The 24,051-nt window shown below is 64.5% G+C and carries 23 protein-coding genes; 8 read left to right on the forward strand and 15 right to left on the reverse strand.

The window, feature by feature from the left end; genetic code table 11:
• Positions 1 to 59 precede the first annotated feature (59 nt).
• Together pgi and tal are read right to left on the reverse strand one after the other, a co-directional pair.
• Positions 60 to 1,616: a glucose-6-phosphate isomerase gene (pgi, locus tag AC1DSF_RS25875; RefSeq protein WP_478125369.1), complete on the reverse strand. Its 1,557-nt coding sequence runs from the start codon at positions 1,614 to 1,616 to the stop codon at positions 60 to 62.
• Positions 1,613 to 2,563, reverse strand: coding sequence for a transaldolase (gene tal / locus AC1DSF_RS25880; protein ID WP_478125368.1), 951 nt, complete (start codon positions 2,561 to 2,563; stop codon positions 1,613 to 1,615). The genes pgi and tal overlap by 4 nt, the downstream gene beginning before the upstream one ends.
• A gap of 112 nt (positions 2,564 to 2,675) precedes the next feature.
• Here tal and AC1DSF_RS25885 point away from each other — a divergent pair, with 112 nt between their 5' ends.
• Positions 2,676 to 3,344 (forward strand): lipocalin family protein, encoded by a 669-nt coding sequence (locus AC1DSF_RS25885; RefSeq protein ID WP_478125367.1) that lies wholly within the window; start codon positions 2,676 to 2,678, stop codon positions 3,342 to 3,344.
• Here the strand turns inward: AC1DSF_RS25885 and AC1DSF_RS25890 are convergent.
• From AC1DSF_RS25890 to AC1DSF_RS25905, 4 genes are read right to left on the reverse strand one after another with little or no spacing between them, the layout of a single operon-like run.
• Positions 3,290 to 3,919 (reverse strand): HAD-IA family hydrolase, encoded by a 630-nt coding sequence (locus AC1DSF_RS25890; protein ID WP_478125366.1) that lies wholly within the window; start codon positions 3,917 to 3,919, stop codon positions 3,290 to 3,292. The two genes, AC1DSF_RS25885 and AC1DSF_RS25890, sit on opposite strands and share 55 nt — an antisense overlap.
• Before the next feature lie 35 nt (positions 3,920 to 3,954).
• Complete coding sequence (locus AC1DSF_RS25895) at positions 3,955 to 5,001, reverse strand: ABC transporter ATP-binding protein (RefSeq protein WP_478125365.1); 1,047 nt, start codon at positions 4,999 to 5,001, stop codon at positions 3,955 to 3,957.
• 10 nt (positions 5,002 to 5,011) lie between these two features.
• Positions 5,012 to 7,237 carry an ABC transporter permease gene (locus AC1DSF_RS25900; RefSeq protein ID WP_478125364.1) on the reverse strand — a complete coding sequence of 742 codons (2,226 nt, stop codon included), beginning with the start codon at positions 7,235 to 7,237 and terminating at the stop codon, positions 5,012 to 5,014.
• A 1-nt stretch (position 7,238) separates the two neighbouring features.
• On the reverse strand, positions 7,239 to 8,261 hold the full coding sequence (locus AC1DSF_RS25905) for an ABC transporter substrate-binding protein (protein ID WP_478125363.1): 1,023 nt from the start codon (positions 8,259 to 8,261) through the stop codon (positions 7,239 to 7,241).
• Between the two features lie 141 nt (positions 8,262 to 8,402).
• On the opposite strand from AC1DSF_RS25905, the gene zwf reads away from it, so the two are divergent.
• On the forward strand, positions 8,403 to 9,872 hold the full coding sequence (gene zwf / locus AC1DSF_RS25910) for a glucose-6-phosphate dehydrogenase (protein ID WP_478125362.1): 1,470 nt from the start codon (positions 8,403 to 8,405) through the stop codon (positions 9,870 to 9,872).
• 121 nt (positions 9,873 to 9,993) lie between these two features.
• On the opposite strand, the gene AC1DSF_RS25915 is transcribed toward zwf, so the two are convergent.
• The 7 genes from AC1DSF_RS25915 to AC1DSF_RS25945 all read right to left on the reverse strand — a co-directional run bounded on the left by AC1DSF_RS25915 (position 9,994) and on the right by AC1DSF_RS25945 (position 18,259).
• A complete protein-coding gene (locus tag AC1DSF_RS25915; protein ID WP_478125361.1) occupies positions 9,994 to 10,986 on the reverse strand; it encodes an ABC transporter ATP-binding protein in 993 nt (330 codons plus the stop codon).
• Positions 10,983 to 11,975 carry an ABC transporter ATP-binding protein gene (locus AC1DSF_RS25920; protein ID WP_478125360.1) on the reverse strand — a complete coding sequence of 331 codons (993 nt, stop codon included), beginning with the start codon at positions 11,973 to 11,975 and terminating at the stop codon, positions 10,983 to 10,985. The genes AC1DSF_RS25915 and AC1DSF_RS25920 overlap by 4 nt, the downstream gene beginning before the upstream one ends.
• 13 nt (positions 11,976 to 11,988) lie before the next feature.
• The gene (locus AC1DSF_RS25925; RefSeq protein ID WP_478125359.1) at positions 11,989 to 12,900 is read right to left on the reverse strand and encodes an ABC transporter permease; all 912 of its coding nucleotides are present in this window, start codon (positions 12,898 to 12,900) and stop codon (positions 11,989 to 11,991) included.
• 69 nt (positions 12,901 to 12,969) lie between these two features.
• Positions 12,970 to 14,565: an ABC transporter substrate-binding protein gene (locus AC1DSF_RS25930; RefSeq protein WP_478125358.1), complete on the reverse strand. Its 1,596-nt coding sequence runs from the start codon at positions 14,563 to 14,565 to the stop codon at positions 12,970 to 12,972.
• Between the two features lie 26 nt (positions 14,566 to 14,591).
• Positions 14,592 to 15,845: a M20 aminoacylase family protein gene (locus AC1DSF_RS25935; RefSeq protein WP_478183690.1), complete on the reverse strand. Its 1,254-nt coding sequence runs from the start codon at positions 15,843 to 15,845 to the stop codon at positions 14,592 to 14,594.
• Positions 15,845 to 16,825: an ABC transporter permease gene (locus AC1DSF_RS25940; RefSeq protein ID WP_478125356.1), complete on the reverse strand. Its 981-nt coding sequence runs from the start codon at positions 16,823 to 16,825 to the stop codon at positions 15,845 to 15,847. The genes AC1DSF_RS25935 and AC1DSF_RS25940 overlap by 1 nt, the downstream gene beginning before the upstream one ends.
• A gap of 150 nt (positions 16,826 to 16,975) precedes the next feature.
• Entirely contained in the window at positions 16,976 to 18,259 is a 1,284-nt protein-coding gene (locus tag AC1DSF_RS25945) for a porin (protein WP_478125829.1), read from the reverse strand.
• Between the two features lie 293 nt (positions 18,260 to 18,552).
• Between AC1DSF_RS25945 and coq7 the strand changes: the two genes are divergently transcribed.
• Positions 18,553 to 19,182 (forward strand): 2-polyprenyl-3-methyl-6-methoxy-1,4-benzoquinone monooxygenase, encoded by a 630-nt coding sequence (gene coq7, locus AC1DSF_RS25950; RefSeq protein ID WP_478125355.1) that lies wholly within the window; start codon positions 18,553 to 18,555, stop codon positions 19,180 to 19,182.
• Positions 19,183 to 19,197: 15 nt separating this feature from the next.
• On the opposite strand, the gene AC1DSF_RS25955 is transcribed toward coq7, so the two are convergent.
• Positions 19,198 to 19,647: an OsmC family protein gene (locus AC1DSF_RS25955; protein ID WP_478125354.1), complete on the reverse strand. Its 450-nt coding sequence runs from the start codon at positions 19,645 to 19,647 to the stop codon at positions 19,198 to 19,200.
• 246 nt (positions 19,648 to 19,893) lie between these two features.
• Here AC1DSF_RS25955 and ilvA point away from each other — a divergent pair, with 246 nt between their 5' ends.
• Complete coding sequence (gene ilvA / locus AC1DSF_RS25960; RefSeq protein WP_478125353.1) at positions 19,894 to 21,456, forward strand: threonine ammonia-lyase, biosynthetic; 1,563 nt, start codon at positions 19,894 to 19,896, stop codon at positions 21,454 to 21,456.
• Between the two features lie 10 nt (positions 21,457 to 21,466).
• On the opposite strand, the gene AC1DSF_RS25965 is transcribed toward ilvA, so the two are convergent.
• A complete protein-coding gene (locus AC1DSF_RS25965; RefSeq protein WP_478125352.1) occupies positions 21,467 to 22,036 on the reverse strand; it encodes a type II secretion system protein N in 570 nt (189 codons plus the stop codon).
• Positions 22,037 to 22,099: 63 nt separating this feature from the next.
• Between AC1DSF_RS25965 and gspG the strand changes: the two genes are divergently transcribed.
• Genes gspG through AC1DSF_RS25985 form a run of 4 tightly spaced genes read left to right on the forward strand, consistent with a single transcriptional unit; the run spans position 22,100 to position 24,051 of the window.
• Positions 22,100 to 22,540: a type II secretion system major pseudopilin GspG gene (gene gspG, locus AC1DSF_RS25970; RefSeq protein WP_478125351.1), complete on the forward strand. Its 441-nt coding sequence runs from the start codon at positions 22,100 to 22,102 to the stop codon at positions 22,538 to 22,540.
• The gene (locus AC1DSF_RS25975) at positions 22,515 to 23,018 is read left to right on the forward strand and encodes a prepilin-type N-terminal cleavage/methylation domain-containing protein (protein ID WP_478125350.1); all 504 of its coding nucleotides are present in this window, start codon (positions 22,515 to 22,517) and stop codon (positions 23,016 to 23,018) included. Before gspG ends, AC1DSF_RS25975 begins: the two co-directional genes overlap by 26 nt.
• A complete protein-coding gene (gspI, locus tag AC1DSF_RS25980; protein WP_478125349.1) occupies positions 23,015 to 23,404 on the forward strand; it encodes a type II secretion system minor pseudopilin GspI in 390 nt (129 codons plus the stop codon). The genes AC1DSF_RS25975 and gspI overlap by 4 nt, the downstream gene beginning before the upstream one ends.
• On the forward strand, positions 23,404 to 24,051 hold the full coding sequence (locus AC1DSF_RS25985) for a PulJ/GspJ family protein (RefSeq protein WP_478125348.1): 648 nt from the start codon (positions 23,404 to 23,406) through the stop codon (positions 24,049 to 24,051). Before gspI ends, AC1DSF_RS25985 begins: the two co-directional genes overlap by 1 nt.

The following is a 24,051-nucleotide window of genomic DNA, read 5'->3' on the forward strand; positions in this document are numbered from 1 at the left end:
GACTCCTCTTGTTGATTCCCACGGGAAAACCCCGCGGTCATCATATCGAGCAGTCCGCGTCAATGGCTCTGCCGCAGCCTTCCGAGCAGGCCGGCTGTGGACGCATCCAGCCCATCGACATTGCCTGATGCCAGGCGCGGCTCGATGTCCTTGGCCAGGACCTTGCCGAGCTCGACGCCCCATTGGTCGAAGCTGTTGATGCCCCAGACAGAACCGCTGGTGAACACGCGATGCTCGTAGAGCGCCAGGAAAGCACCGAGCGACTCGGGCGTCAGCTTGTCCAGCACGAAGAAGGTGCTGGGCCGATTGCCCGGGAAGTTCTTGTGCCCGCCCGCATCGCTCTGGCCGACCATGAGTGCCTGCGCCTGGGCCAGCGCATTGGCGAGCAGCTTCGGGTGATGTCCTTCGAGGTCATGCGCCGGGTCGCGCACTGCGAGAAAGTCCAGCGGGATCACGTCCGTGCCCTGGTGCAGCATCTGGAAATAAGCATGCTGCCCGTTGGTGCCCGGCTCGCCCCAGAGCACGGGCGACGTACCGAACGTTACGGGCTTGCCTTCCATGTCCACCTGCTTGCCGTTGCTCTCCATTTCGAGTTGCTGCAGATAGGCCGGGAGGCGCTTGAGCGAACTGTGATACGGCGCAATGCAACGGCTGGTGAAGCGATGAAAGTCGCGATACCAGACGTCGAGCAGGCCAAGCCGCGCCGGCAGGTTCTGGTCCAGCGGCGCGGTGCGGAAGTGCTCGTCCATCGCGTGTGCGCCAGCCAGCAGGCTGCGAAAGCCTTCGGCGCCGATGGCCAGTGCGATTGGAAGCCCGATCGATGACCAGAGCGAATAGCGTCCGCCGACCCAGTCCCAAAATCCGAAGGTCGTCTCGATGCCGAATTCGCGCGCCGCGGCGACATTGGTGGTCAGCGCGGCGAAATGGCGCGCGATGTCAACTCCGCCGGATTGCTCGAACCACCGCTTCGCCGACTTGGCGTTGGTCATGGTCTCGGCGGTGGTGAACGTTTTCGAGGCAATCAGGAACAGCGTGTGCTCGGGCGCAAGCCCCCGAAGCACGCCGGCGAGTTCATGGCCGTCGACATTCGAGACGAAATGAAAACGCTTGCCCGGCGCAACATCGGCCTCCAGCGCAAGAACGGCCATCTGCGGGCCCAGGTCCGAGCCGCCGATGCCGATGTTCACCACGTCAGTGATGGTGTTGTCGGCGCGGATCGATTCCGCGAAATCGAGCATGGCCGTCAACGTGGTCTGCACCTCATTGAAGGCGCCAGCCAGCTTGGCGGGAGGCGGCGATGACGCGGGCCTGCGCAGCAGCGTATGAAGCACCGCGCGGTCTTCGGTCGCGTTGATGTGGTCCCCCGCGAACATCGCGTCCCGATGCGCCTCCAGACCGGTTTGGCGCGCCAGGGCCATCAACAGTTGCTCGGCGCGTGCGTCGATCAGGTTCTTCGACAGATCGGCAAAGACGCCGGGCGCCGACTGGCTCAAGCTCTCGAAGCGCTTGGGATCAGCAGCAAACGCCCGACGCAGGTCGAAGCCCTTGCCGCTTGCTTCGTAGTGCGCATGGAGCTCAGTCCAGGCGGCCGTCCGATCGCCGCGGGTGCGCGTCATGTGGTCTCCATGAGTTTTTCGAGTTTGATCGCGTCCGCTGCAAAGGCGCGAATGCCTTCGGCGAGCTTTTCGGTAGCCATCGCGTCTTCGTTCAGTGCAAAGCGGAACGAGGGCTCGTCGAAGGTGACTTTTTCAGTGTCGCTGCGCTGTGCGGCTTCGGCGTCCAGAGCGTGCTTGAGCGGGGCCTCGCTGGCCGCCAACTCCCCCAGCAGTTCGGGGCTGATGGTGAGCAGGTCACAGCCCGCGAGAGCGGCGATCTGCCCCACGTTGCGGAAGCTGGCGCCCATCACTTCCGTCGCGATGCCCTGCTTCTTGTAGTAGTCGAAGATCTGCCGCACGGACTTCACCCCCGGGTCATTGGCACCCGCGTTGGCCGCCTCGTCCCATTTGGCGCCGGCCGATTTCTTGTACCAGTCGTAGATGCGGCCGACGAAAGGCGAGATCAATTGAACCTTGGCTGCCCCGCAAGCCACCGCCTGCGGGAATGAAAACAGAAGCGTCAGGTTGCAGCGGATGCCCTTCTGTTCGAGTTGGCGCGCGGCCTCGATGCCTTCCCATGTCGAGGCAACCTTGATGAGCACGCGCTTCTCCACGTCGACACCTTCGGCGCGATAGAGCGCGACGATGCGCTCGGCCCGCGCCATGGTGGCTTTCGTATCGAAGCTCAGCCGCGCATCGACTTCGGTCGAGACGCGGCCAGGAATGATCGAGAGGATCTCGGTTCCGAAGCGCACCAGCAGCCGATCGATGACTTCGTCGATGGGCTTGCCCCCGCGCTTCTTCACCACCTCGTCCAGCAGCGGACGATAGTCGGCCTTCTGCACCGCCTTGAGGATCAGCGACGGGTTGGTCGTCGCGTCTCGCGGCTTGAACTGGGCCAGTTGACGGAAATCACCGGTGTCGGCGACCACGGTGGTCCATTGACGGAGGGCATCGAGTTGGTTCATCGGATCATTATCCCGCTGCAAAACTACAGGCCGTGTCGTCCATGACTGACGTAGGGTGGTTCGATCGGTAACTATTCTTCGGCCTTGTCGACTCGCCCAAGGGAGAAAAGCCATGGCTATTCGCAACCGCCGCGCCCCACCGCCAGCCGCCTTCGACGACCGCGCCCACAGCGCCTCGATCGGCACGCTGGCAGCCGCTTTCTGCGTTGGCGGCGCGCTGACGCTGCTGGCGATGACGAACCCTCGCAGCGCGCGCGGCGAAGCCGTCGCCGGACCGCCGGATGGCGCACCGCTCATGCGTGCGCCGCTCCAGGTGGTGGCACCGGTCGACCTCAAGCGCTATGCGGGCCTCTGGCATGAACAGGCCCGCCTTCCGAACCGGTTCGAGAAGCAATGCACGGGGGCGGTCACCGCCGAATACAACCTGCGCGACGACGGCACCATGGAGGTGCGCAACCGCTGCATGCTGGCGGACGGCAAGTTCGAAGAATCGGTCGGTTTGGCCCGTGTGGTGCCGGTCGCCGGCCAACCGGGCGCGGGCCGGCTCGAAGTACGCTTCGCACCCGACTGGCTTGCCTGGCTGCCGATGGTTTGGGGCGACTACTGGATCCTGAAGCTCGATCGCGACTATCAGGTGGCTCTGGTCGGCACGCCCGACCGCAAGTACCTCTGGGTACTGTCGCGCGCGCCCACGCTGGATGAAGCGTCGCTTCGCGCCGAACTCGACTACGCCCGCACGCTCGGTTTCGACGTGGACAAGGTCGTCTTCACCGGCAAATAGGCTTCGACCTGCGCCGGCAGTTCGGTCGGCCGCTGGCAGTGGATCGCCTTCCAGCCGAGTTCGCGCGCGGCAAGGACATTCGGAAGCGAATCGTCGATGAAGAGGGTGTCTGCCGCCACCAGCCCGTAGCGCTCCGTGAGCAAGTCGTAGATCTCGCGCTGCGGCTTGATGAGCTTGACGTCGCCCGAAAAGATGCCGCCGTCGAACCAGCGGAAAAACGCGTGGCGGTATTCGAGCACGCGCGCATAAGGCTCGGGCATGTTCGACAGGTAGTAAAGGCGCAAGTCCTCGCCGGCATCGCGACGATCGCGCAGGCTCGCAAGAAGATTGACCGTGACCGCGACCGGCTCCAGCCTTTCGCCGATGGGCGCAAGGACGTTGCTGAGCCGGTCGGCAGGCAGCGACAGCCGCAACGCCATGCGGCCGATCGCATCGTCGAGCGTGTGCGTGCCGCGATCGAAACCCAGCCAGTCCTCGTGATGAAACATCTGGACCGCCAGGGCGTGCGCTGCATCGGCAGTGGGTGCATGAGGCGCGAGTTGCGTCTGCACCAGGGCGACGGGCTCCCAAGTCAAGAGAACCGCGCCAAGATCAAAAACGACATGGGTGGTCATAGGGCGGCAGGCACGATGGAAACTCCGTGGTTCGTCAGGGAAAGGGTCGTCTCCGCGCCGGCGGCCAGAGGGTGCGCCAGATCGGTGGAAATGACGAACACTGAGCCGAGCGCGGTATCGAAAGCATATTCGTAGAAATTGCCCAGGAACGCGGCCTTGCGAAGGGTCGCCGCAAGCCCGACCGCCGCGCCGATATACCAAGCCTCCGGCCGCACCGCGACTTTCACGATCCCGGGCGCGATGGCGGGGCGCGGGGTCAAGGTCAGCGGACCCATCTGCACGCGCCCGTCGGGTTGCGCGAGCGCCGGGAACACCATGGCCTCACCCATGAAGCCGGCAACGAATTCGCTCTCCGGCTGGCCATAGAGCTGCTCGGGCGTACCGCGCTGTGCGATGACGCCGTGGTCCATCACGATCACCTGGTCGCTGACGGCGAGCGCTTCGCTCTGGTCGTGCGTGACATAGGCGACGGTGAGCTTCAATCGCTGCTGCAGATTGCGGATCTCCTCGCGCATCTCGCGGCGCAGACGGGCGTCGAGATTGCTCAGGGGCTCGTCGAAGAGCAGCACGGCAGGCTCCAGCACCAGTGCTCGCGCGAGCGCCACGCGTTGTTGTTGACCGCCGGACAGCTCGCTGGGCAAGCGCTGGTCGAAACCCACCAGCCCCACGCCCTTGAGCATTTCGCGCGCGCGGCCGGCGGCCTCGTCCTTGCGCACGCCGCTCGTCCTCAATCCGTAGCTCACGTTCTCGATCACGTTCATGTGAGGAAAGAGCGCGTAGCTCTGGAACATCATGCTCACGTTCCGATCGGCCGGGCCGAGCGCGGTGACGTCGCGGCCGCCCATGAAGATCGAGCCGGAAGTCGGCGATTCGAGCCCCGCAATCATCCGCAGGATGGTCGTCTTGCCGCAGCCGGAGGGGCCGAGAATCGTCGTCAGCGTTCCCGCGGGCACATCGAAACTGATGCCTTTCACAGCGAGCGGCGCGCGCGAGTCGCCTCCGTAGCGCTTGGTGATGTCGCGAAGTTCGATGCCGTTGCTCATGAATGCTTTCTCAGGGTACTGCCGGGACGATGACCGGAGCGCCCACCCGCCTGCGCCCCAGCTTGCGCTCACCGACGATCCATTGCACCAGCGCGACGGCGATCGCCATCAGGATCATCAGTACCGTGCAGTAGGCAAGCGCGACACCGTAGTCGCCATTGCCGACGCGGCCAATGATGTAGGTCGTCGCCAGTTCGTTCTCGGCCGTGACGAGAAAGATCACCGCGCTGACGGTGGTCATCGCGCGCACGAAACTGTAGACCAGCGCGGCAACCAGCGCCGGCTTCAGCAAAGGCAGCACGACCTTGAAAAGCGTCTGCGACGTCGAGGCGCGCAGCATCAACGAAGCCTCGTCGAGCGAACGGTCGATCTGCCTGAACGCCGCCGTTCCGGCGCGCACGCCGACCGGCAGATTCCGGAACATGAAGCACAGCACGATGATGAGCCCGGTGCCCGTCAGCTCGAGCGGCGGCACGTTGAAGGCCAGGATATAGCTCACGCCCAGCACCGTGCCAGGGATGGCAAAGGCAAGCAGCGCTGCGAATTCGAAAGCGCCTTGCCCCTTGAACTCATTGCGCGCCAGCAGCCACGCGATCAGCAGGCCCAAGCCTGCCGTCAATGGCGCGGAGATGCCGGCCAGCTTGAGCGTCGTGATCAGCGAATTCCATGCGGTGCCTGCCCAGACGATGCCGAACTGTCCCCATTCGAGCGCGAAGGCAGTCCTGAAATGATTCAGCGTCAGCGTGTAGTCGCGCCCCCAGGTCTGCACGAAGCCGCCCGCGAAGGCGAAGAGATAGACCACGACCGTGAAAGCAATCCAAGGCAGCGCAACGCAATAGATGGTGCGCCTGACGCCGTCAGGCAAGGCCATGGCGATCCCGGAGTCGCCCTTTCCGCTCACCGTCGTGTAGTTGCGCTTGCCCAGCACGCCGCGTTGAACGGCAAAGACGGCCAGCGCGAACAACGTCAGCACCCAGGCGAGCGATGCGGCGCGGCCCTGGTCGTATTGCGCGCCCACGATGGCGAAGAAGATGTCGGTCGAGAGCACCGAGAACTGGCCGCCCACCACGATCGGGTTGCCGAAGTCGGCAATGCTTTCAATGAAGCCCACCAGAAACGCATTCGCGAGTCCCGGCTTGAGCAAAGGCAGCGTGACGGTGAAGAAGGCCCGGCGGCGGTCCGCCCGAAGCATCAGCGCCGCCTCTTCGAGGTTCGGCGAGACACCCTGGACAACGCCGCGCATGATCATGAAAGCGATCGGCGTGAAGGCGAAGAGCTGCGCCACGAGCACGCCCGGCATGCCGTAGAACCAGCGCGTCGGCTCGACGCCAAAGGTGCTTTCGAGCAACTGGTTCACGACGCCCGCGCGACCGAACAACAGGATCAGCCCCAGCCCGACGACGAAGGGCGGCGTGACGATGGGCAGCAGCGCCAGCAGCCGCAACGGTGCCTGCCAGCGCCGGCTGCCGCGCTCGGACATCAGCGCCATCAAGGTGCCGAGGAATGTCGTGCCCGCGGCCGTGAGCAGGGCCAGCGCGAGCGTGTTCCAGGCGACTCCGCAGCGAACGCCGCCGGCGAGGCAACCCAACCCCCAGACTCGTTCGGTGCCGATCCGCGCAGCGAACGCCGCGATCGACCAGCGGCCGTCTTCATCGAGAAAGGCCCCGGCCAGCGCCTTGGCCACCGGATAGGCAATGAACAGCGCCATCAGCACGCCGCAGGCGACCACCGCGCCGGAAACGAAAAGATCGCCCTTGAAGAACCCCAGCCGCGCGAGTCCGAACGCCGTCAGCAGGACGAGCGCGGATATCGCCACGAAACCGCCGGCGCCGATTCCGAACTGATGGACCGGCAGTTCACCGAACTGCGCCTCCAGGATCGGAAGCGTCCAGCCCTTGGCACCGATGAGGAAGCCGCTGAGCGCAAGCCCGATGGCGCCGACTGCGCCGCCCACCAGCAGCATGCGGCCCTGCGCCCGGCCGGCGCGCAGCAGCCCGCCCAAGGCGCACAACGCCAGGCCAATGAGCCCGATGTAGAGCCAGGTGCGGCCCTGCAAGGCCGCCTGCACCACGCCATCAGCGGCTTCGCCTTCATTCAGGACCTGCGGGATCACCTCGTACCAGGCGGTGTCCTGAATCGCATACCAGGGCAGCGCAACATAGCCGATCAAACCGGCCGCAATGCATGCCCAGATGGATCGGTTGGGGCTGCGGCGCACGTTGGAGGTCGCGTACACGCTAGCGCGGCAGCGAGTTGACGTCCTTTTCCCAACGCGCGATCAAGCGCCGGCGCTCGGCGCTGGCGCCGTACTTCGCATAGTCGTAGTTGATCATCTTGATCTTCTTGAAGTCCGGCACGTTCGGGTCCACCGGCGTTGCCTTGTTCGAGGGCAGTTGATACTGCTTGGCTGTCGCCCCGAAGGTCTGGGCCTGCGGCGTGAGCGCCCATTCGTAGAACCTCTTGGCCTGGTCAAGATTGCGGGCGCCTTTCACGATGCTCATCGAGCCGATCTCGGCGCCCGTGCCCTCCGACGGCGTTGTCGTCTCGACCGGGAAGCCCTGCATCTTTTCCTGCGGAGCGTCATGCACGAAGCTGATCGACACCGCCGTCTCGCCACGAGCGACCGCCTTGATCGGGCCGGTTCCCGAACGCGTGTATTGGCCGACGTTGCGATGCAGTCCCTTGAGATATTCGAAAGCCTTGTCCTCGCCCATCAACTGCACGAGCGTGGCGATCATCGTGTAGGCGGTGCCGCTCGATGCCGGATTGGCCACCTGGATGTCGCCCTTGTATTCGGGCTTCAGCAGATCGGCCCAACTGCGTGGCACGCCCAGCTTCTTTTTCTGGACGAGCTCGGTGTTGTAGCCAAAGCCCAGCGGGCCCGAATAGATGCCCACCGTTCGGTAGCCCGACTGCTGGGCCTGCTGCTGTGCCCATGGATAAAGTTGCGGGAGCGTGGGCGACTTGTATTCGAGCGTGAGGCCCAGTTCGGCCGCCTGCAGGTGCGGGTCGCCGGTGCCACCGAACCAGACGTCGGTCTTGGGGTTCTCCTTCTCGGCGATCAGCTGGGCAAGCGCTTCGCCGGAGCCCTTCAGCGACATGTTGAGCTTGACGCCCGTGGTGCGCGCATACACCGTGGCGATCATGTTGCACCACTCGGCCTGTACAGAACAAATCACATTGACCGTCTGGGCAGACGCAGCGCCCGACGCAGCGATCAAGACGGTCGCAATGGCCGCGCTCACGAGTTTCTTCTTCATCCGGACCTCGTTTAAAAATAGAAAAAGGCCCCAAGGGGCCGCCTGCAGCTTAGCGCGGGGTCAGCTGCGAGCGGATCGGTACAAGTACCATTCGCTGGGCAAGCTGCATGCTCGCGCTTTACTACCCATAGGGATGTATCCATGAGTTTCGATCTCGTTCTTTTTGGCGGCACCGGCGACCTCGCATGGCGAAAGCTGATGCCTGCCTTGTTCCAGGCTTTTCGGCACGGCAGCCTGCCCGAGGGCGGACGCATCATCGGCGTTGCGCGCGACGACCTGAGCGACGACGGCTACCGCGAACTGATCCAGTCGCGCTTCCAGGCCGTCGAAGGCGCCAAGCGGCCGACGCCGGAGGAGTTCAAGAAGTTCGCCTCGCTGCTGTATTTCCAGCGCATGGACCTTTCGAAGCCTGCCGACTACGACATGCTCGCCACGCTTCTGAAGACTCGCAATGCGGACACGGTGGTGATGTATCTCGCGACGGCGCCGGCGCTCTTCACGCAGGTGGTCGAGCAGATCGCCGCGGCCGGGCTGAACGGGCCGCACACGCGCCTCGTGCTCGAAAAACCGCTCGGGCATGACCTCGCATCCAATCGCGCAATCAACCAGGCGGTGCGCAACGTCCTGCAGGAACAGCAGGTGTTTCGCATCGACCACTACCTTGGCAAGCCGGCGGTGCAGAACCTCTTCGCGATGCGTTTCGGCAATGCGCTGTTCGAGCCCATCTGGCGGCGCGAGCACATCGCCAACATCCAGATCACGATCGCGGAAGACCTGGGCGTCGAAAAGCGCGGCGCCTTCTACGACCAGACCGGCGCACTGCGAGACATGGTTCAGAACCACGCGCTGCAACTGGTCTGCGCGATCGGCATGGAGCCGCCCATCAACGCACACGCCGACGCGATCCGTGACGAAAAGCTCAAGGTGCTGCGCTCGCTCAAGCCGTGGACTTCCGAAGACATCGGCCTGCATGCGATTCGCGGCCAGTACGTCGCGGGCACCGCGTATGGAGAGCGCGTGAAGGGCTACCGCGACGAGCCAGGCGTCGACCCCGAAAGCCGCACCGAGACCTTCGTGGCGCTGCGCACCGAAATCGAGAACTGGCGCTGGGCCGGCGTGCCGCTCTACATCCGGACCGGCAAGCGGCTGGCATCACGCGACGCGCGCATCGAAGTCAACTTCCGCCAGACGCCGCATGCGATCTTCCGTGCACCCGCCAATTCGGTGAACAAGCTCGTGATCAACCTGCAGCCCAAGGACGGCCTTGAACTGCACATGCTCGCGCAGGCACAGGACAGCCGCCAGCGCAACGGAAGCCGCCACGCCGCGCCCCAGCTCGCCCCGGTACAGCTCGATCTCGATTTCGACAAGCGATTCGGCTCCGAGCGCGTGGGTGCCTACGAACGCCTGCTGCTCGACGTGATCGCCGGCCGGCTGAACCTGTTCGTGCGCAGTGACGAGCAGGAAGAAGCCTGGCGCTGGGTCGAGCCGCTGATCGACAGCTGGTCGTCCGACGGAGTGCCCCGCCCCTACGCGGCGGGCACCTGGGGCCCCAGCGCGTCGAGCGCCATGATCGCCCGCGACGGCTACTCCTGGGGCGAGGAGCAATAGGCCGGTGCGGCATGAGCCAGGCCCGTTCGTGGAACACCGCGGAACCGGCTTCGCCGGGCCGCTGGGTTGCCCCCGGCAGGGGGTAGGCGGCTACACGAAGTGAGCAAGCCTGGGGGTGAGCCTATGTCCTGCCTTCTTCTACGGCGTGGCAGGCCACCTGCACGCCTCGAAGCGTCTGAAGCTTCGGCCGTTCGATCCTGCAGCGCTCGTTGGCCAGCGGGCAACGCGGATTGAAGGTGCAACCCGAGGGCGGATTGAGCGGGTTCGGCACCTCGCCCTGCACCGGCGTGCGTGAACGGCCCACGTGCTTCATCTGCGGGATGGCATCGAGCAGCATGCGCGTGTAAGGGTGCTGCGGTGAGGCAAAGAGCTTGTGCTTGTCGGCAACTTCGACCAGCCGCCCGAGGTACATCACGCCCACCTGGTCGGCCACGTGACGCACGACCGCCAGATTGTGCGAGATGAAGAGATAGGTCAGGCCCCGCTCGCGCTGCAAGTCCTTCATGATGTTGAGCACCTGCGCCTGCACGCTCACGTCGAGCGCCGAGGTCGGCTCGTCGCACACCAGAAACTCGGGCTGGGTCGCCAGCGCGCGCGCAATCGAGATGCGCTGGCGCTGCCCTCCGGAAAACTGGTGCGGGTACTTCACCATGTCCAGCGGGCTCAGGCCGACTGACTTGAGCAGTTCGCCCACGCGCGCCTTCAGTTCCGGCCCTTCCTTCAGGATGCCGTGCTCGCGCAGCGGTTCGCCGACGATGTCCTCCACGATCCAGCGCGGGTTGAGGCTCGCGTACGGATCCTGAAAGATCATCTGGATGCGCCGCCGAAGCGCCTGGCTTCCGCTGCTGCGGTAGACCGCGTGTACGTCCTGCCCGTCGAAACGCATGCCGCCCTGCGAAGGCTCGTAGAGGCCCACCAGGAGCCGCGCCACAGTGCTCTTGCCGCATCCGGATTCACCGACGAGCGCCAGCGTCTTGCCGCGTTCGATCGAGAAACTCACCCCATCGACCGCCCGCAGCAGCACGCGCGGCTTGCGCTCCATCACACGGTTGAGCCATGGCGGAGAGACATCGAAGCTCTTGGCGAGGTCGTTCGCCTGTACCAACGCACTCATGCGGTCTCTCCGTAGGCTGGCTGTGCGGTGTGCGCCGCGTGCAGCCAGCAGGCGGCGCGCGTGGCGCCCGCGTTCATCAGATCCGGCCTTTCGGCCAGGCAGCGGTCGAAAACGCGCGGACAGCGCGGGTTATAGGCGCAGCCCTTGGGAATCGCATTGAGCCGAGGCATGGCGCCGTCGATCTGGTTCAGGCGCTCGCGGTCCATCGTCATGTCGGGGATGGAGGCCATGAGGCCGCTCGTATAGGGATGCGCCGGCTGATGAATGACTTCCTGCACCGGGCCGACTTCGGCGATCCGGCCTGCGTACATCACGGCCACCCGATCGCAGGTCTCGGCGATCACGCCCATGTCGTGCGTGATCAGCATCACGGCCGCGCCGCGCTCCTTGCAGATGCCCTTGAGCAACTGGATGATCTGCGCCTGGATCGACACATCCAGTGCCGTGGTCGGTTCGTCTGCGACGATCAGCTTCGGCTCGGCCGCCAGCGCGAGCGCAATCACCACGCGCTGGCGCATGCCGCCGGAGAACTGATGGGGATAGTGATCGATGCGCTGCGCGGCGCCCGGGATGCCGGTGTCTTCCAACAGGCCGATCGCGCGGCGTCGCGCTTCGTGCTCGGTCACCGGCAGATGGGTGCGGATGGTCTCCGTCAGCTGCCGTCCGATGGTGTAGAGCGGATTCAGCGACGTCAGCGGATCCTGGAAGATCGCGCCGATCTTGCGGCCGCGAATGTGCCGCATCGCGTCGTGCCCGAGGTTGTCGATGCGCTGTCCTTCGAGCCGGATCTCGCCGCCGGCAATGCGACCCGGCGGTTCGAGCAAGCCGATGATCGCCGCGCCCGTGAGCGACTTGCCCGCGCCGGATTCGCCGACCACGCCGAGAATCTCGCCGGGCGCAATGTCGAATGAAATGTCGTCGATCGCCCGCAAGGTGCCGCGGCGATGCGGAAACTCGACGACCAGGTTGCTGACTTGCAGGAGAGTCATCGGAAGTACCGCGTCAACGGAGTTTGGGATTGAGTGCGTCGCGAAGCCAGTCCCCGAGCAGGTTCACGCTCAGCGCGATCAGCACCAGCATCAGCCCCGGAAAGACCGTGATCCACCATTCGCCGGAGAAGAGATAGTCGTTGCCGGTGCGAATCAGCGTGCCCAGCGACGGCGAGGTCGGCGGCACGCCCACGCCCAGAAACGACAGCGTTGCCTCGGTGATGATCGCCGTCGCAACCTGGATCGTCGCGAGCACCATCACCGGCCCTGTCACATTGGGCAGCACGTGCCGCAGCATGATGCGCAGCCGCGAGACACCCGTGACGCGCGCGGCCTGCACGTATTCCTTGTGGCGCTCGACCAACGTGGAGCCCCGCACCGTCCGCGCATATTGCACCCAGCCGGTCAGCGATATCGCGAGGATGAGCACGCCAAACGCGACGGGACCATGCGCTTCAGGAAAAAGCGCGCGACCAACGCCGGCGATCAGAAGCGCAACCAGGATCGCCGGAAACGACAGCATCACGTCGCAAAGCCGCATCAGGATGGCATCGAGCCAGCCGCCGAAGAAGCCGGCAATCAGCCCCAGCAAGACACCGACAACCATCGACAGCATCACGGAGACCAGGCCGACCACGAGCGAAATGCGCGCGCCGTACATCACCGCGGAGAGGATGTCGCGCCCTTGATCGTCGGTGCCGAGCAAATACTTTCGCGTGCCCTCCGCAGTCCATGCCGGCGGCAGGCGCGCGTCGCCGAGTTCGAGCACCGCGAGGTTGAAGGGATCGTGCGGGGACACCCAGTTGGCGAAGACCGCGCAGAAGAGGCATGCGAATGCGATCAGGGCCGCGAACATCGCAACGGGCGAGTTGCGAAAGCTATGGCCGACATCGCTGTCGAGCCAACTGGCGATTCTCTTGTTCATCGTGGAGAGTGAAAGCGTGAAAGCGGGGTCCGCCGCGGCGGACCCCAGGCGCTCGAATCGAGCCGGGCGTCAGGGTTGCTGCTGCGCCTTGATGCTCATCCACTTGAAGAACATGAAGTTGTCGGCGAGCTGCGTGAGCTCCACCTTCTTGCTCACACCCCACGCAAGCGATTGTTGATGCAGCGGCAGGTGCCCGACATCGTCCGCATGGATCTTGAACGCTGCCTTGATCAGCTCGTTGCGCTTGGTCTTGTCGGTCTCCGACTGGATCTGCTTGGTGATCTCGTCCAGCTTCGGATTGCAATAGGCACCGAGGTTGAACTGGCCCGCGCCCTTGTCATCCGGGCAGGCCATCAGCGAGCTGAGTGCGTTGTGCGAGTCATAGGTCGTCGGCGTCCAGCCCAGCATGTAGAAGCTGGTATCGCGGCGCAGCACCTTCGGGAAATAGCTGCCCTTGGTTTCGGCGATGAGGTTGATCTTGACGCCGATGCGGGCGAGCCCCGCGGCGACGCTCTGGCAGATCTGCGCGTCGTTCACGTAGCGGTCGTTCGGGCAGTTCATCGACACTTCGAAGCCATTGGGATAGCCCGCGTCCGCCAGCAGCTTCTTGGCGGCATCGACGTCGTAAGGCAGGCGCTTGTCCTGCTCGGCGGTCCAGCCGTTGACGCCCGGGCCAACCAGCAGCGCCGTCGGCCGCGATGCGCCGCGCATCACGGTGCGCTGAATGCCTGCGATGTCGATGGCCTGGTAGAAGGCCTGGCGCACGCGCTTGTCCTTGAACGGGTTCTTGCCCTTGACGCTCGAATAGAGGAGTTCGTCGCGCTTCTGGTCCATGCCGAGGAAGATGGTTCGCATCTCCGGGCCGGTGATGACACGCGCACTGGGGCTTGCGTTGATGCGGGCGATATCCTGCACCGGCACGGGCTCCATCACGTCGACTTCGCCGGAAATCAGCGCAGCGACGCGCGTGGCCGGATTGGCGATGGGCGTGAAGACGATCTCCTGCGCGTTGCCTTCGATCTTGCCCCAATAGGTGGGATTGCGGACGAACACGGTTCGCACGTCAGGCTGGCGCTCTCGCACGCGGTACGGGCCCGTGCCATTGGCCTTGAAGGAAGCGGTGTTCTCGATGCCCTTGCGCTTGTCGACCGGCTTCGCGGCGCCGTTCTCCTCGCACCACTTCTTGCTCATGATCATGGTGAGCGTGATCACGTCCGGCAGGATCGGCAGCGGCCCGTTCGTCTCCATCTCCACGGCGTAGTCGCCGACCTTGCGCACTTCCTTGATGTCGCTCAGCGTGGCCTTCATGTCCGAGCCCTCGCCCTTCGCGCGTGCAAAGGTGAACACGACATCGTCGGCAGTGAACGGCGTGCCGTCATGAAACTGCACGCCCTTGCGCAGTTCGAAGCGCCAGACGTTCGGCGCGGTCTGCTTCCAGCTCGTTGCGAGCAACGGTGCCAGGCTCAAGTCCTTGTTGCGGCCGACGAGCGGCTCGTAGGCATTGGCGGTGACGCTCAGTTGCAGCGATTCATTGAGCGAATGCGGGTCGAGCGAAAGTGCATCCCCCTGGTTTGCGACGCGGATGGTTTGAGCACCGGCCACAAGGCTCGTCGCCGTCAGCACGGACAGGATCGCTGCCGCGACCACGCTTTTCTTCAGACTCATGAGAAGCTCCTCGGGGTTGGAAAGGATCAAGAGGCCGTCTGGGCCAACTTGTTTCTGGATTTGCCGGCCGTCGCGGCCAGCGGCATGCCCTGCTCGATCAGTCCCGCATGCAATGCGGCGCCGAGCGGCAGGATCTCGTCATTGAAGTCATACCGGCTGTTGTGCAGGAAGGCGCCGCCCCTGGCGTCCTGCCCGATGCGCAGATAGGCACCCGCCTTTTTCTGCAGCATGAAGGAGAAATCCTCGGCGCCCATGCTCGGCTCCATGTTGCGCTCGACGTTGTGCGCGCCGACCAGCGATTGCGCGACGTCGCCGGCAAACTGAGCTTCCGGCGCGGTGTTGATGGTTGCGGGGTAGATGCGCTCGAACTTCACTTGCGCGGTCGCGCCGAAGCCAGCCGCGACGGCACTGCACAGTTCGGCAAGCCGCTGCTCCACCTGCTCCTGCACGCGCGAACTGAAGGTCCGCACCGTCCCCACGAGCGTTGCCTTTCCGGGCACCACGCTCATGGCACCGAGATCGCCGGCGCTCACCGCGCAGATGCTGATCACGGCGGCATCGATGGGCCGCACGTTGCGCGACACGATGCTCTGCACCGCCGTGATGATGTGCGCGGACACCACCACCGGATCGACGGTGAGATAGGCGTGCGCACCATGCCCGCCCTTGCCTGTGACCTCGATCGTGATGCGGTCCGCCGCGGCCATCATGGCGCCGCGATTGATGCCGACAGTGCCTGCGGGCATGCCGGGCCAGTTGTGCATTGCATACACCGACTGCACCGGAAAGCGATCGAAGAGGCCGTCCTCGATCATCACGCGCGCACCGGCAAAGCCTTCTTCGCCCGGTTGGAAGATCAGCACGGCGGTGCCGTCGAAATTGCGTGTTTCCGCGAGATAGCGTGCCGCACCTACGAGCATCGTCGTGTGCCCGTCATGGCCGCAGCCATGCATGAGCCCCTTCTTGGCCGAGCGCCATGCGAAATCGTTGTCTTCGCACATCGGCAATGCGTCCATGTCGGCGCGCAGTCCGATCATGCGGCCGCTGGCCGTCGAGTTGCCGCGGACCACACCCACCACGCCCGTCTTGCCGATGCCGGTATGGATCTCGTCGACGCCACAGGCGCGCAGGGCTTCGGCGACGCGGCCCGAGGTGTAGACCTCCTCGAAACCGAGTTCGGGATGCGCGTGCAGATCGCGGCGGAACGCGGTGATCTCGGGATAGAAGCGGGCAATGTGCGCGAACGCTCTTCCGGCCGCTCGCAGACGTGGCTCAGTCATCAATGTGCTCCAGCATTACCGACACGCAATCGCGGATCGACCACAAAGTAGAGCAGATCGACCACAAGATTGATGACGACAAAGATAAGCGCGATCAGGCAAAGATACGCGGCCATCACCGGGATGTCGGCAAAGGTGACCGCCTGAATGAAGAGCAGGCCCATGCCGGGCCACTGGAACACCGACTCGGTGATGATCGAAAAGGCGATGAGCCCGCCCAGCTGAAGTCCAGTGATCGTCATCACGGGCACCAGCGTGTTCTTGAGCGCGTGCCCGAAGTGGATCGACCGATCGGAAAGGCCCCGTGCGCGTGCGAACTTGATGTAGTCGGTGCGCAGTACCTCGAGCATCTCGGCGCGCACGAGACGCATGATCAGCGTGAGCTGGAAGATGGCGAGTGTTGCAGCGGGCAACACGATGTGAATCCAGCCGTCCCTGCTGAGAAGGCCGGTGCTCCACCAGCCGAGCCGCACAGTCTCGCCGCGCCCGAAGCTGGGGAACCATCCGAGCAGCACCGCAAAGACGAGGATCAGCAGGATGCCGATGAGAAAGGTCGGCAGCGAGACGCCCAAAAGAGAGAGCGTCATGAACATCTGGCTCATGAAGCTGCCGCGCCGCAGCGCGGCGTAGACACCCATCGGAATGCCGATGACGAGAGCGAGGACCGCAGCGACCATGGACAGCTCGAGCGTGGCCGGAAAGCGCTCTGCGATGAGCCGCGAGACCTTCGCGCCTTGGCGGAGACTCAGTCCGAATTCACCCTGTGCGGCGTTGACGAGGAAGTGCCAGAACTGCACAAAAAACGGTTGGTCGAGCCCCAGGGCGGCGCGCAGTTCGCGAATCTGCTGGGGCTTTGCGTCCTGCCCGAGCAAGAACACGACCGGGTCGCCCACGTACTGGAAAAGAAGGAAGGCGATGAAGGCAACCGCGACCATGACGATCACGGCCTGGATCAACCGGCGCAATATGAAAGCGATCATTCAACAGACGAAATGTTCATCCATGCTAGCAGAGCAAAGTGCATGCCCAAGCAGGAGTTCCCCGAGGTCCGCACCATGAAAAAAGCCACCCGACTTTCGTCGGGTGGCTTTCAAGACTTCCCATTGATGCTGGCTTACGCCAGCGTCAGATCAGAAAGCGTGACGGATACCGAAGTCGTAGCCGACCGAGTGTTGTGCAACGGGCGTGAACGCCACACCGCCAACAGCAACCGGGGTCGTGTAGAAGGCCGGGCCGCCAACGATCAGGGCAGCGCCGTCCTTGTTGTTCACGTAGCCCACCGTTGCGTACAGAGCCGTACGCTTCGACAGGTTGTGCACGTAGCCCAGGGCCCACTTGTCAGCCTTCGGATCTGCGAACAGGCCGGTCAGCTGGTTGATGTTGCTGGTGTTGTTGTACTTGACGGTCGAGTACGAAGCGCGGATCAGGCCAGGGCCGACCGGCACGGTCACACCGATCAGGCCGCCGTTGGCGCCCGGCTCGCGGAATGCGAACGGGTTGGTCAGGCCGGAGACAACGCCAGACGTGCTGTCGGTCTTGAGCTTGTTGTTCGAGTATTCGCCGAACAGCTTCACAACACCGAAGTCCCACGAAGCGCCGAGGTTCCAGATGTCGAGGTTGTTCGTCGTACCGGCGAAGTAGTTCGAAGCAATGGTGCTTTGACCGTAAGCCAGAGCGACATCCAACGGGCCGTTGGCGTAGCCGACGCGACCACCGATGTAACGGCCAGCGCGGCCATTGGTACCAGGAGCGGTCGGGTTAGCGATGAAGGCGGTGGCGCCAGGAGGCGTCAGGCTGCCCGGATCGTAGCTAACGTTCTCGTTCATGGCGTACATCACCTGACCGTAGAAACCACCCAGGTTCGGCGGCAGGAAGTAGCCGACCGAGTTGTTTGCACGCACGTAGTTCGTGTTGGCGATGAAGCCGCTGGGTGCGCCAGGACCGTAGCCGCTAGCCGTCGAGATCAGGTTGGTGCCAACGCCGTTGGTGCCGAACGGATCGAACACGGTGTCGTTCCAGAAGGTCGGCACGTAGTCGCGACCGAGGCGGACTTCACCGAAAGCACCCGACAGGCTCACCGTCGAACGACGGTTGAAGAACTGGCTGCTAGCGGTCGTGATGTTGCCAACACCAGCGGTGCCGTTGTCGTTGCCCAGAGCAGCTTCGAGCCAGAAGCTGGCTGCAAGACCGCCACCCAGATCTTCCGTACCGCGGAAGCCCAGACGGCTGGAGTTGTAGCCCGAATTGCTCAGGGCGGTTTGGCTCGTCTTGATGCTGGTACCGAAAGCCGTTTCCGACGTATTCGAGTAGCTGCTGACAGCAGCGTCAACCACGCCGAACAGCGTCACGGACGACTGGGCCGAGGCAACACCGGCGACAGCCAGAGCAGCCAAGGCAACTAGGGATTTTTTCATTGCAAGTTTCTCCAAGGTTAAACATAGGGCTCCGGTGCGAAGGGCTCACCGTGACTGGCACTTTTGTGCTCCCACCGGACCCCGGGCCAACCTCCTTTTGGGAAGTTGTCGCTATTGCACCAGAGCCGATCGGTCAGGGCAAAACAATTCGCCCGAAAAACCAGCCGTGTCTGGCGTTTCGTTGCACTGTTGCAACAAAGCCAGCGCGCCAACCATGCCTTCACGATGTGAAACTTAAGTCGCACGATTTGTTACGGGCCGCAGTGGGGTCGCAGTTGGGTTCCAATCGCCTCATGAACCGATCGCTCGACTCCTTGCTCGGGGTAGCAGACGCGGCGCTGCGTACCCTCTTTGCCAAACCGCACGCCACCCGGCCGACCCCGCCGCCCGACTCCCCTTCGGGTGCCCTGAACGACGCGGAACGCCGCGAAGCGGGCGCCCTGATGCGGGTCAATCACGTGGGGGAAGTCTGTGCACAGGCCCTTTACACAGCGCAGGCGGCCGTGACCCGCAATGCCGAATTGCGCGTGCACTTCAGCAACGCGGCGCGCGAAGAGACCGACCACCTCGCCTGGACGCAGCAACGGCTCGACGACCTGGGCGCACGGCCTTCGATGTTGAATCCGCTGTGGTACGCCGGCGCTTTCGGACTGGGCCTTGTTGCAGGACGTCTTGGCGACGCGCTGAGCTTGGGGTTCGTGGCGGAAACCGAGCGCCAAGTCGAAGCGCACCTCGACGGCCACCTGGACAGGCTACCGGCAGGCGACACCGAATCGAGGGCGGTCATCAACCAGATGAAGCTGGATGAAGCGCGACATGCATCGCAAGCCTGGAGTGCAGGCGCCAAAGAATTGCCGCCGTCGGCCAAGGCATTGATGCGAGCGACGGCGCGCGTGATGACGACCGTCGCGCACCGCATCTGAGCGGGCCGCTTGCCCCTAGAGTTCGATCAGCTCGAAGCTGGTCGTGATTTCGGCCGTTTTGCCGAGCATGACGCTCGCTGAGCAATAGGTCTCATGACTCAGCGCGATTGCCCTTTCGACGGCTGTGGCGGGGACGCCTTTGCCGGCCACCGTAAAGTGCATGTGAATTTTCGTGAATACTTTTGGATCTTTTTCGGCGCGCTCGCTCGTCAGCTTGACGCTGCAGCGCTCGACCTGGTGCCGGCCCCGCTTCAGGATCAACACCACGTCGTAGGCCGTGCAACCGCCGGTGCCGGCGAGCAGAGTCTCCATCGGTCGCGCGGCAAGGTTCTGCCCGCCGTTTTCAGGCTTTGCCGCATCGGGGGCGCCGTCCATCATGAGGACGTGGCCGGTTCCCGTTTCGGCGACGAAGCCCATCGCAGATCTCGCGCCGGTATTGCCGGTCCAACTCACTGTGCATTCCATCTTGCTGACTCCAGGTTCTGCCGGTTCAAGAGGTTCCACCATCGGCAGACAAAAGCTCTCGCCAGCGTGAATTTGTGTTCGAAAAGCGCCACGCCCTTGTTGCAATGCAACAAACAGTCGATATACTTTATTTCATCGCACACGACACCGTGTGCACCGGTTGTCTCCTCCACCCTCCCAATTGGTGGATTTAGCCCCGAGCCGCAAGGCCCGGGGCTTTTTTCTTGAGCCTATGATCGCGGCCCTATGTCCACGACCAAGCCCCCTGGCGTCAACCTCACCCCGGCCGACTACCTCAAGCGAATCCTGACTGCGCGTGTCTATGACGTCGCGGTCGAATCGGCCCTCGAACCGGCACGCGCGCTCAGCGCCCGGCTGGGCAACACCATTCTGCTCAAGCGCGAAGACCAGCAGCCCGTCTTCAGCTTCAAGCTGCGAGGCGCCTACAACAAGATGGCGCATCTGAGTCCCGAACAGCTCGCCAGCGGCGTGATCTGCGCGTCGGCCGGCAATCATGCGCAAGGCGTGGCGCTGGGCGCGCGCAAGCTCGGAGCGCGAGCGGTGGTCGTGATGCCGGTGACAACGCCCCAACTCAAGATCGACGCCGTGCGAGCCCTCGGCGGCGAGGTGCATCTGCACGGCGACAGCTATTCGGATGCCTACGTGTATGCGCTCGAGCAGCAAAAGGCGCACGGCCTGACCTTCGTACATCCTTTCGACGATCCCGACGTGATCGCCGGCCAGGGCACGATCGCGATGGAGATTCTTCGCCAGCACCAGGGGCCGCTGCATGCGGTGTTCGTCGCCATTGGCGGCGGCGGGCTCGTGGCAGGCGTCGCGAGCTACATCAAGGCTGTGCGGCCCGAGATCAAGGTGATCGGCGTGCAGATGAACGATTCGGACGCGATGATCCAGTCGGTCGCGGCGCATGAGCGCGTGACACTGCCCGACGTCGGCCTGTTCTCCGACGGCACGGCGGTCAAGCTGGTGGGCGAGGAAACGTTCCGTCTGGCGTCGAATCTGGTGGACGAGTTCATTTCCGTCGACACGGACGCGGTCTGCGCGGGAATCAAGGACGTCTTCATCGACACGCGCAGCATCGTCGAGCCCGCGGGCGCGCTCGCGGTGGCTGCGATCAAGCAGTACGTCGAGGAACGCGGCACGCGCGGCGAAACCTATGCCGCCATCCTTTGCGGCGCCAACATGAACTTTGACCGGCTGCGCTTCGTGGCCGAACGCGCCGAGGTCGGCGAAGAGCGCGAGGCGCTGTTGGCGGTGACGATCCCCGAAGAGCGAGGCAGCTTCCGGCGCTTTTGCGAATTGGTCGGGCAATTGCCGGGCGCATCGCGCAACGTGACGGAGTTCAACTACCGCATCAGCGAAGCCAAGGAAGCCCACGTCTTTGTGGGATTGACGACGACGACCCGAGGCGAATCCAGGACGATTGCGGATACCTTCGTGGAACATGGCTTCGGCGCGATCGACCTCACGCACGACGAACTGGCCAAGGAACACATCCGGCACATGGTGGGAGGCCGCTCGGGGCTCGCGCACGACGAACGCCTTCTGCGGTTTGTATTTCCGGAACGTCCGGGGGCGCTTTTGAAGTTCCTGAGCCTCTTGCGACCGAACTGGAACATCAGCCTCTTCCACTATCGGAACCAGGGCGCGGACTACGGGCGCATCCTCGTCGGGCTCCAGGTGCCTGCGGCCGATACTGCGGCCTTCGACGAATTTCTGCAGGCGCTGGGCTATCCCTTCGTCGAAGAAACGGACAACCCGGCGTATCGGCTGTTCTTGCAGTCTTGAGGGAGCGCGTTCAGCGGCGCGGTGCTGGCGGCCTTGTCAGGGGCGGCGCGGATGCACCCGGCACTCCGAGCGCTCCCGGGGCCCTTGGCGCTGCAACTGCTCCGCCCTCGAGAGGCGTCGGCGGCGACATGACGGCCAGCGGACGCGTCGGCAATTGCAGCGTCAATGCCGGCGACGTGTCGACGCTGGCGCCAAGCGATGCGGCACGGGTGCTGACTGATTGCAGTACGTAACCTTCCGCAACGGTCGCGCCGACTTTGAAGGGGCGCGGCGGCTTGCCGTCGACGGCAATGAGCGCGGCCCCTTGCTGGTCGGCATCGGCCACCACGCCCAGCAGCGCAAAGCGGCTCGCCGCCTCGGGTGTCGCGGCCGCGGACTGCGCCGACACGGCTCCGAGCATCTGCGCCACAGCCGCGGGATCCGGCTCCGCCTGCGCCTTGGCCACGGCGGGCGGTGCGATAGCGTCCGAGGGCGCGGCCAGCCGCAATCCCCAGAACACGATGCTCGCCGCCGCGAGCGCCCAGAAAGCCGTCGTCGTGACGGCGACGGGCCATCGGGCGGGTGCGTAAGGAACTGCCATGGAGGCGGATTATCATTCAGCGGATGCGGCAGTCGCCGCCACTCCCACGCGTCAATTCCTTCCATGCCCCTTTCTCACCGCTCTCTTTCGCGCTCGCTCCAGCGCGGCTTCACGCTCATCGAGCTGATGGTCGTGCTGGTCATCATCGGGGTGCTTGCCGCGTTGATCGTCCCGAACGTCATCGAACGTGCCGACGACGCCCGCGTCACCGCCGCCAAGACCGACATCAACAACCTGATGCAGGCGCTCAAGCTCTACCGGCTCGACAACCAGCGCTATCCCTCGGGCGATCAAGGCCTGCAGGCACTGGTCGCCCGCCCCACCACCGGCCCGGCCGTACCCAACTGGAAGCCCTACATCGACAAGCTGCCCAACGATCCCTGGGGGCATCCCTACCAGTATCTGAATCCGGGCATCAAGGGCGAAATCGACGTGCTTTCGCTCGGCGCTGATGGCCAGCCCGGCGGCGAGGGCAAGAATGCCGACATCGGCAGCTGGCAGTAGGCTCCGCCGCCGTCGGACCCACGAGATTCGCGGCGGGACGGGCGGCTTCACGCTGCTCGAGTTGCTGGTGGTGATCGCGATCATCGCGCTGGCTACGGCAGGCGTCGGGTTTGCCATACGCGACACCAGCCAGGCTTCTCTCGACCGTGAGGCCGAAAGGCTCGCCGCCTTGCTCGAATCCGCCCGTGCGCAGTCGCGAGCCAGCGGAGTCGTCGTGCGATGGCGCCCCACGCCGCAGGGCCCAGGCAACTTCAGCTTCGACGGGCTGCCTTCGGGCTCGCTGCCTACGAGATGGCTCTCCGAAGGCATCTCGGCACAACCCATGGCCCCGGGCGGCGTCGCCGTCGGCGCGCTGCAGTTGGGCCCGGACCCCATCATCGCGGCGCAACAGGTGCTGATGACGGCGCAGGGACCGCCCAGCCGCAGCCTCATCATCGGCACCGACGGGCTGCGGCCTTTCGCGGTGATTCCACAATGAAGCTGACGCGCCCTCACGCCAAGGCCCGGTTCCGCCAAGCCGGCTTCACGCTGATCGAGGTGCTCGTCGCCCTGGGCATCGTCGCCATCGCGCTGATGGCCGGCACCCAGGCGACGATGGCGCTGACCCGAAATGCGCAGCGCCAATCGGACGTGATGCTGGCCCAGATCTGCGCCGAAAACGAGCTGATCAAGGCGCGCCTGGCAAAGCAGATGCCGGCCATCGGGGATGCGGGGCTGACCTGTACGCAGGCCAATACGGCGTTTGGGGTGATCGTCTCGACAACCCCAACGTTGAATCCGAACTTTCGCCGCGTGGACGTGCAGGTGCGCGATGCCGACGGTGCGCCCGTGTTCGGGATCTCCACGGTCGTGGGACGCTACTGATGCGGACGTCGCGCGGCTTCACCCTCATTGAGCTCCTGGTGGCGATCGCCGTCATGGCGCTGCTTGCGCTGATGAGCTGGCGCGGCCTCGACGGCATGGCGCGCTCGCAGGCCGTGAATCGCGAACGCGGCGACGGCGTGCTCACGTTGCAAACCACGCTGTCGCAATGGGGCGCCGACCTCGACGCCACCGTGGCCCTGCAGCAAACCCCCGCCATGGACTGGGACGGACGTGTGTTGCGGCTCACCCGGCGCAGCACCGACAACGCCGTGCCCTCCGTCTTCGTCGTAGCCTGGACCCTGCGCACCGACTCCGCCAACGGCACCCATTGGAGCCGGTGGCAGTCACCTGGCTTCGCCACGCACGACGAATGGCAGCAGGCATGGGACCGCGCTTCTGCCTGGGCGCAAGGCGGCGGCAATCAGGCGGGCGACGCGCAGGTCGACCTGATGCCGCTGACGGATTGGCAAATCGCCTACTTCCGCAACGACGCCTGGGGACCGGCCGTCAGCTCTGAAACGCTCGGGACGAGCACACCTCTGCCAGACGGCGTTCGATTGGTGATTGGCCTTCCGCCGGGCGCAGCCCTGGCAGGGCAGATCGTCCGCGACTGGGTGCGCCCTTCCGTGACGGTACCGAAATCATGA

It is taken from the genome of Variovorax sp. 01N429, from assembly GCF_056399425.1.

Bases quoted from the DNA above. Each gene is read 5' to 3' on its own strand.
- AC1DSF_RS25945 (WP_478125829.1), bottom strand. From the start codon at position 18,259: ATGAAAAAATCCCTAGTTGCCTTGGCTGCTCTGGCTGTCGCCGGTGTT.
- coq7 (WP_478125355.1), top strand. From the start codon at position 18,553: ATGAACCGATCGCTCGACTCCTTGCTCGGGGTAGCAGACGCGGCGCTG.
- AC1DSF_RS25935 (WP_478183690.1), bottom strand. From the start codon at position 15,845: ATGACTGAGCCACGTCTGCGAGCGGCCGGAAGAGCGTTCGCGCACATT.
- AC1DSF_RS25920 (WP_478125360.1), bottom strand. From the start codon at position 11,975: ATGACTCTCCTGCAAGTCAGCAACCTGGTCGTCGAGTTTCCGCATCGC.
- ilvA (WP_478125353.1), top strand. From the start codon at position 19,894: ATGTCCACGACCAAGCCCCCTGGCGTCAACCTCACCCCGGCCGACTAC.
- gspG (WP_478125351.1), top strand. From the start codon at position 22,100: ATGCCCCTTTCTCACCGCTCTCTTTCGCGCTCGCTCCAGCGCGGCTTC.
- AC1DSF_RS25915 (WP_478125361.1), bottom strand. From the start codon at position 10,986: ATGAGTGCGTTGGTACAGGCGAACGACCTCGCCAAGAGCTTCGATGTC.
- AC1DSF_RS25985 (WP_478125348.1), top strand. From the start codon at position 23,404: ATGCGGACGTCGCGCGGCTTCACCCTCATTGAGCTCCTGGTGGCGATC.
- AC1DSF_RS25885 (WP_478125367.1), top strand. From the start codon at position 2,676: ATGGCTATTCGCAACCGCCGCGCCCCACCGCCAGCCGCCTTCGACGAC.
- AC1DSF_RS25905 (WP_478125363.1), bottom strand. From the start codon at position 8,261: ATGAAGAAGAAACTCGTGAGCGCGGCCATTGCGACCGTCTTGATCGCT.
- zwf (WP_478125362.1), top strand. From the start codon at position 8,403: ATGAGTTTCGATCTCGTTCTTTTTGGCGGCACCGGCGACCTCGCATGG.
- AC1DSF_RS25925 (WP_478125359.1), bottom strand. From the start codon at position 12,900: ATGAACAAGAGAATCGCCAGTTGGCTCGACAGCGATGTCGGCCATAGC.
- AC1DSF_RS25975 (WP_478125350.1), top strand. From the start codon at position 22,515: ATGCCGACATCGGCAGCTGGCAGTAGGCTCCGCCGCCGTCGGACCCAC.
- AC1DSF_RS25965 (WP_478125352.1), bottom strand. From the start codon at position 22,036: ATGGCAGTTCCTTACGCACCCGCCCGATGGCCCGTCGCCGTCACGACG.
- AC1DSF_RS25955 (WP_478125354.1), bottom strand. From the start codon at position 19,647: ATGGAATGCACAGTGAGTTGGACCGGCAATACCGGCGCGAGATCTGCG.
- AC1DSF_RS25930 (WP_478125358.1), bottom strand. From the start codon at position 14,565: ATGAGTCTGAAGAAAAGCGTGGTCGCGGCAGCGATCCTGTCCGTGCTG.
- AC1DSF_RS25940 (WP_478125356.1), bottom strand. From the start codon at position 16,825: ATGATCGCTTTCATATTGCGCCGGTTGATCCAGGCCGTGATCGTCATG.
- gspI (WP_478125349.1), top strand. From the start codon at position 23,015: ATGAAGCTGACGCGCCCTCACGCCAAGGCCCGGTTCCGCCAAGCCGGC.
- pgi (WP_478125369.1), bottom strand. From the start codon at position 1,616: ATGACGCGCACCCGCGGCGATCGGACGGCCGCCTGGACTGAGCTCCAT.
- AC1DSF_RS25895 (WP_478125365.1), bottom strand. From the start codon at position 5,001: ATGAGCAACGGCATCGAACTTCGCGACATCACCAAGCGCTACGGAGGC.
- tal (WP_478125368.1), bottom strand. From the start codon at position 2,563: ATGAACCAACTCGATGCCCTCCGTCAATGGACCACCGTGGTCGCCGAC.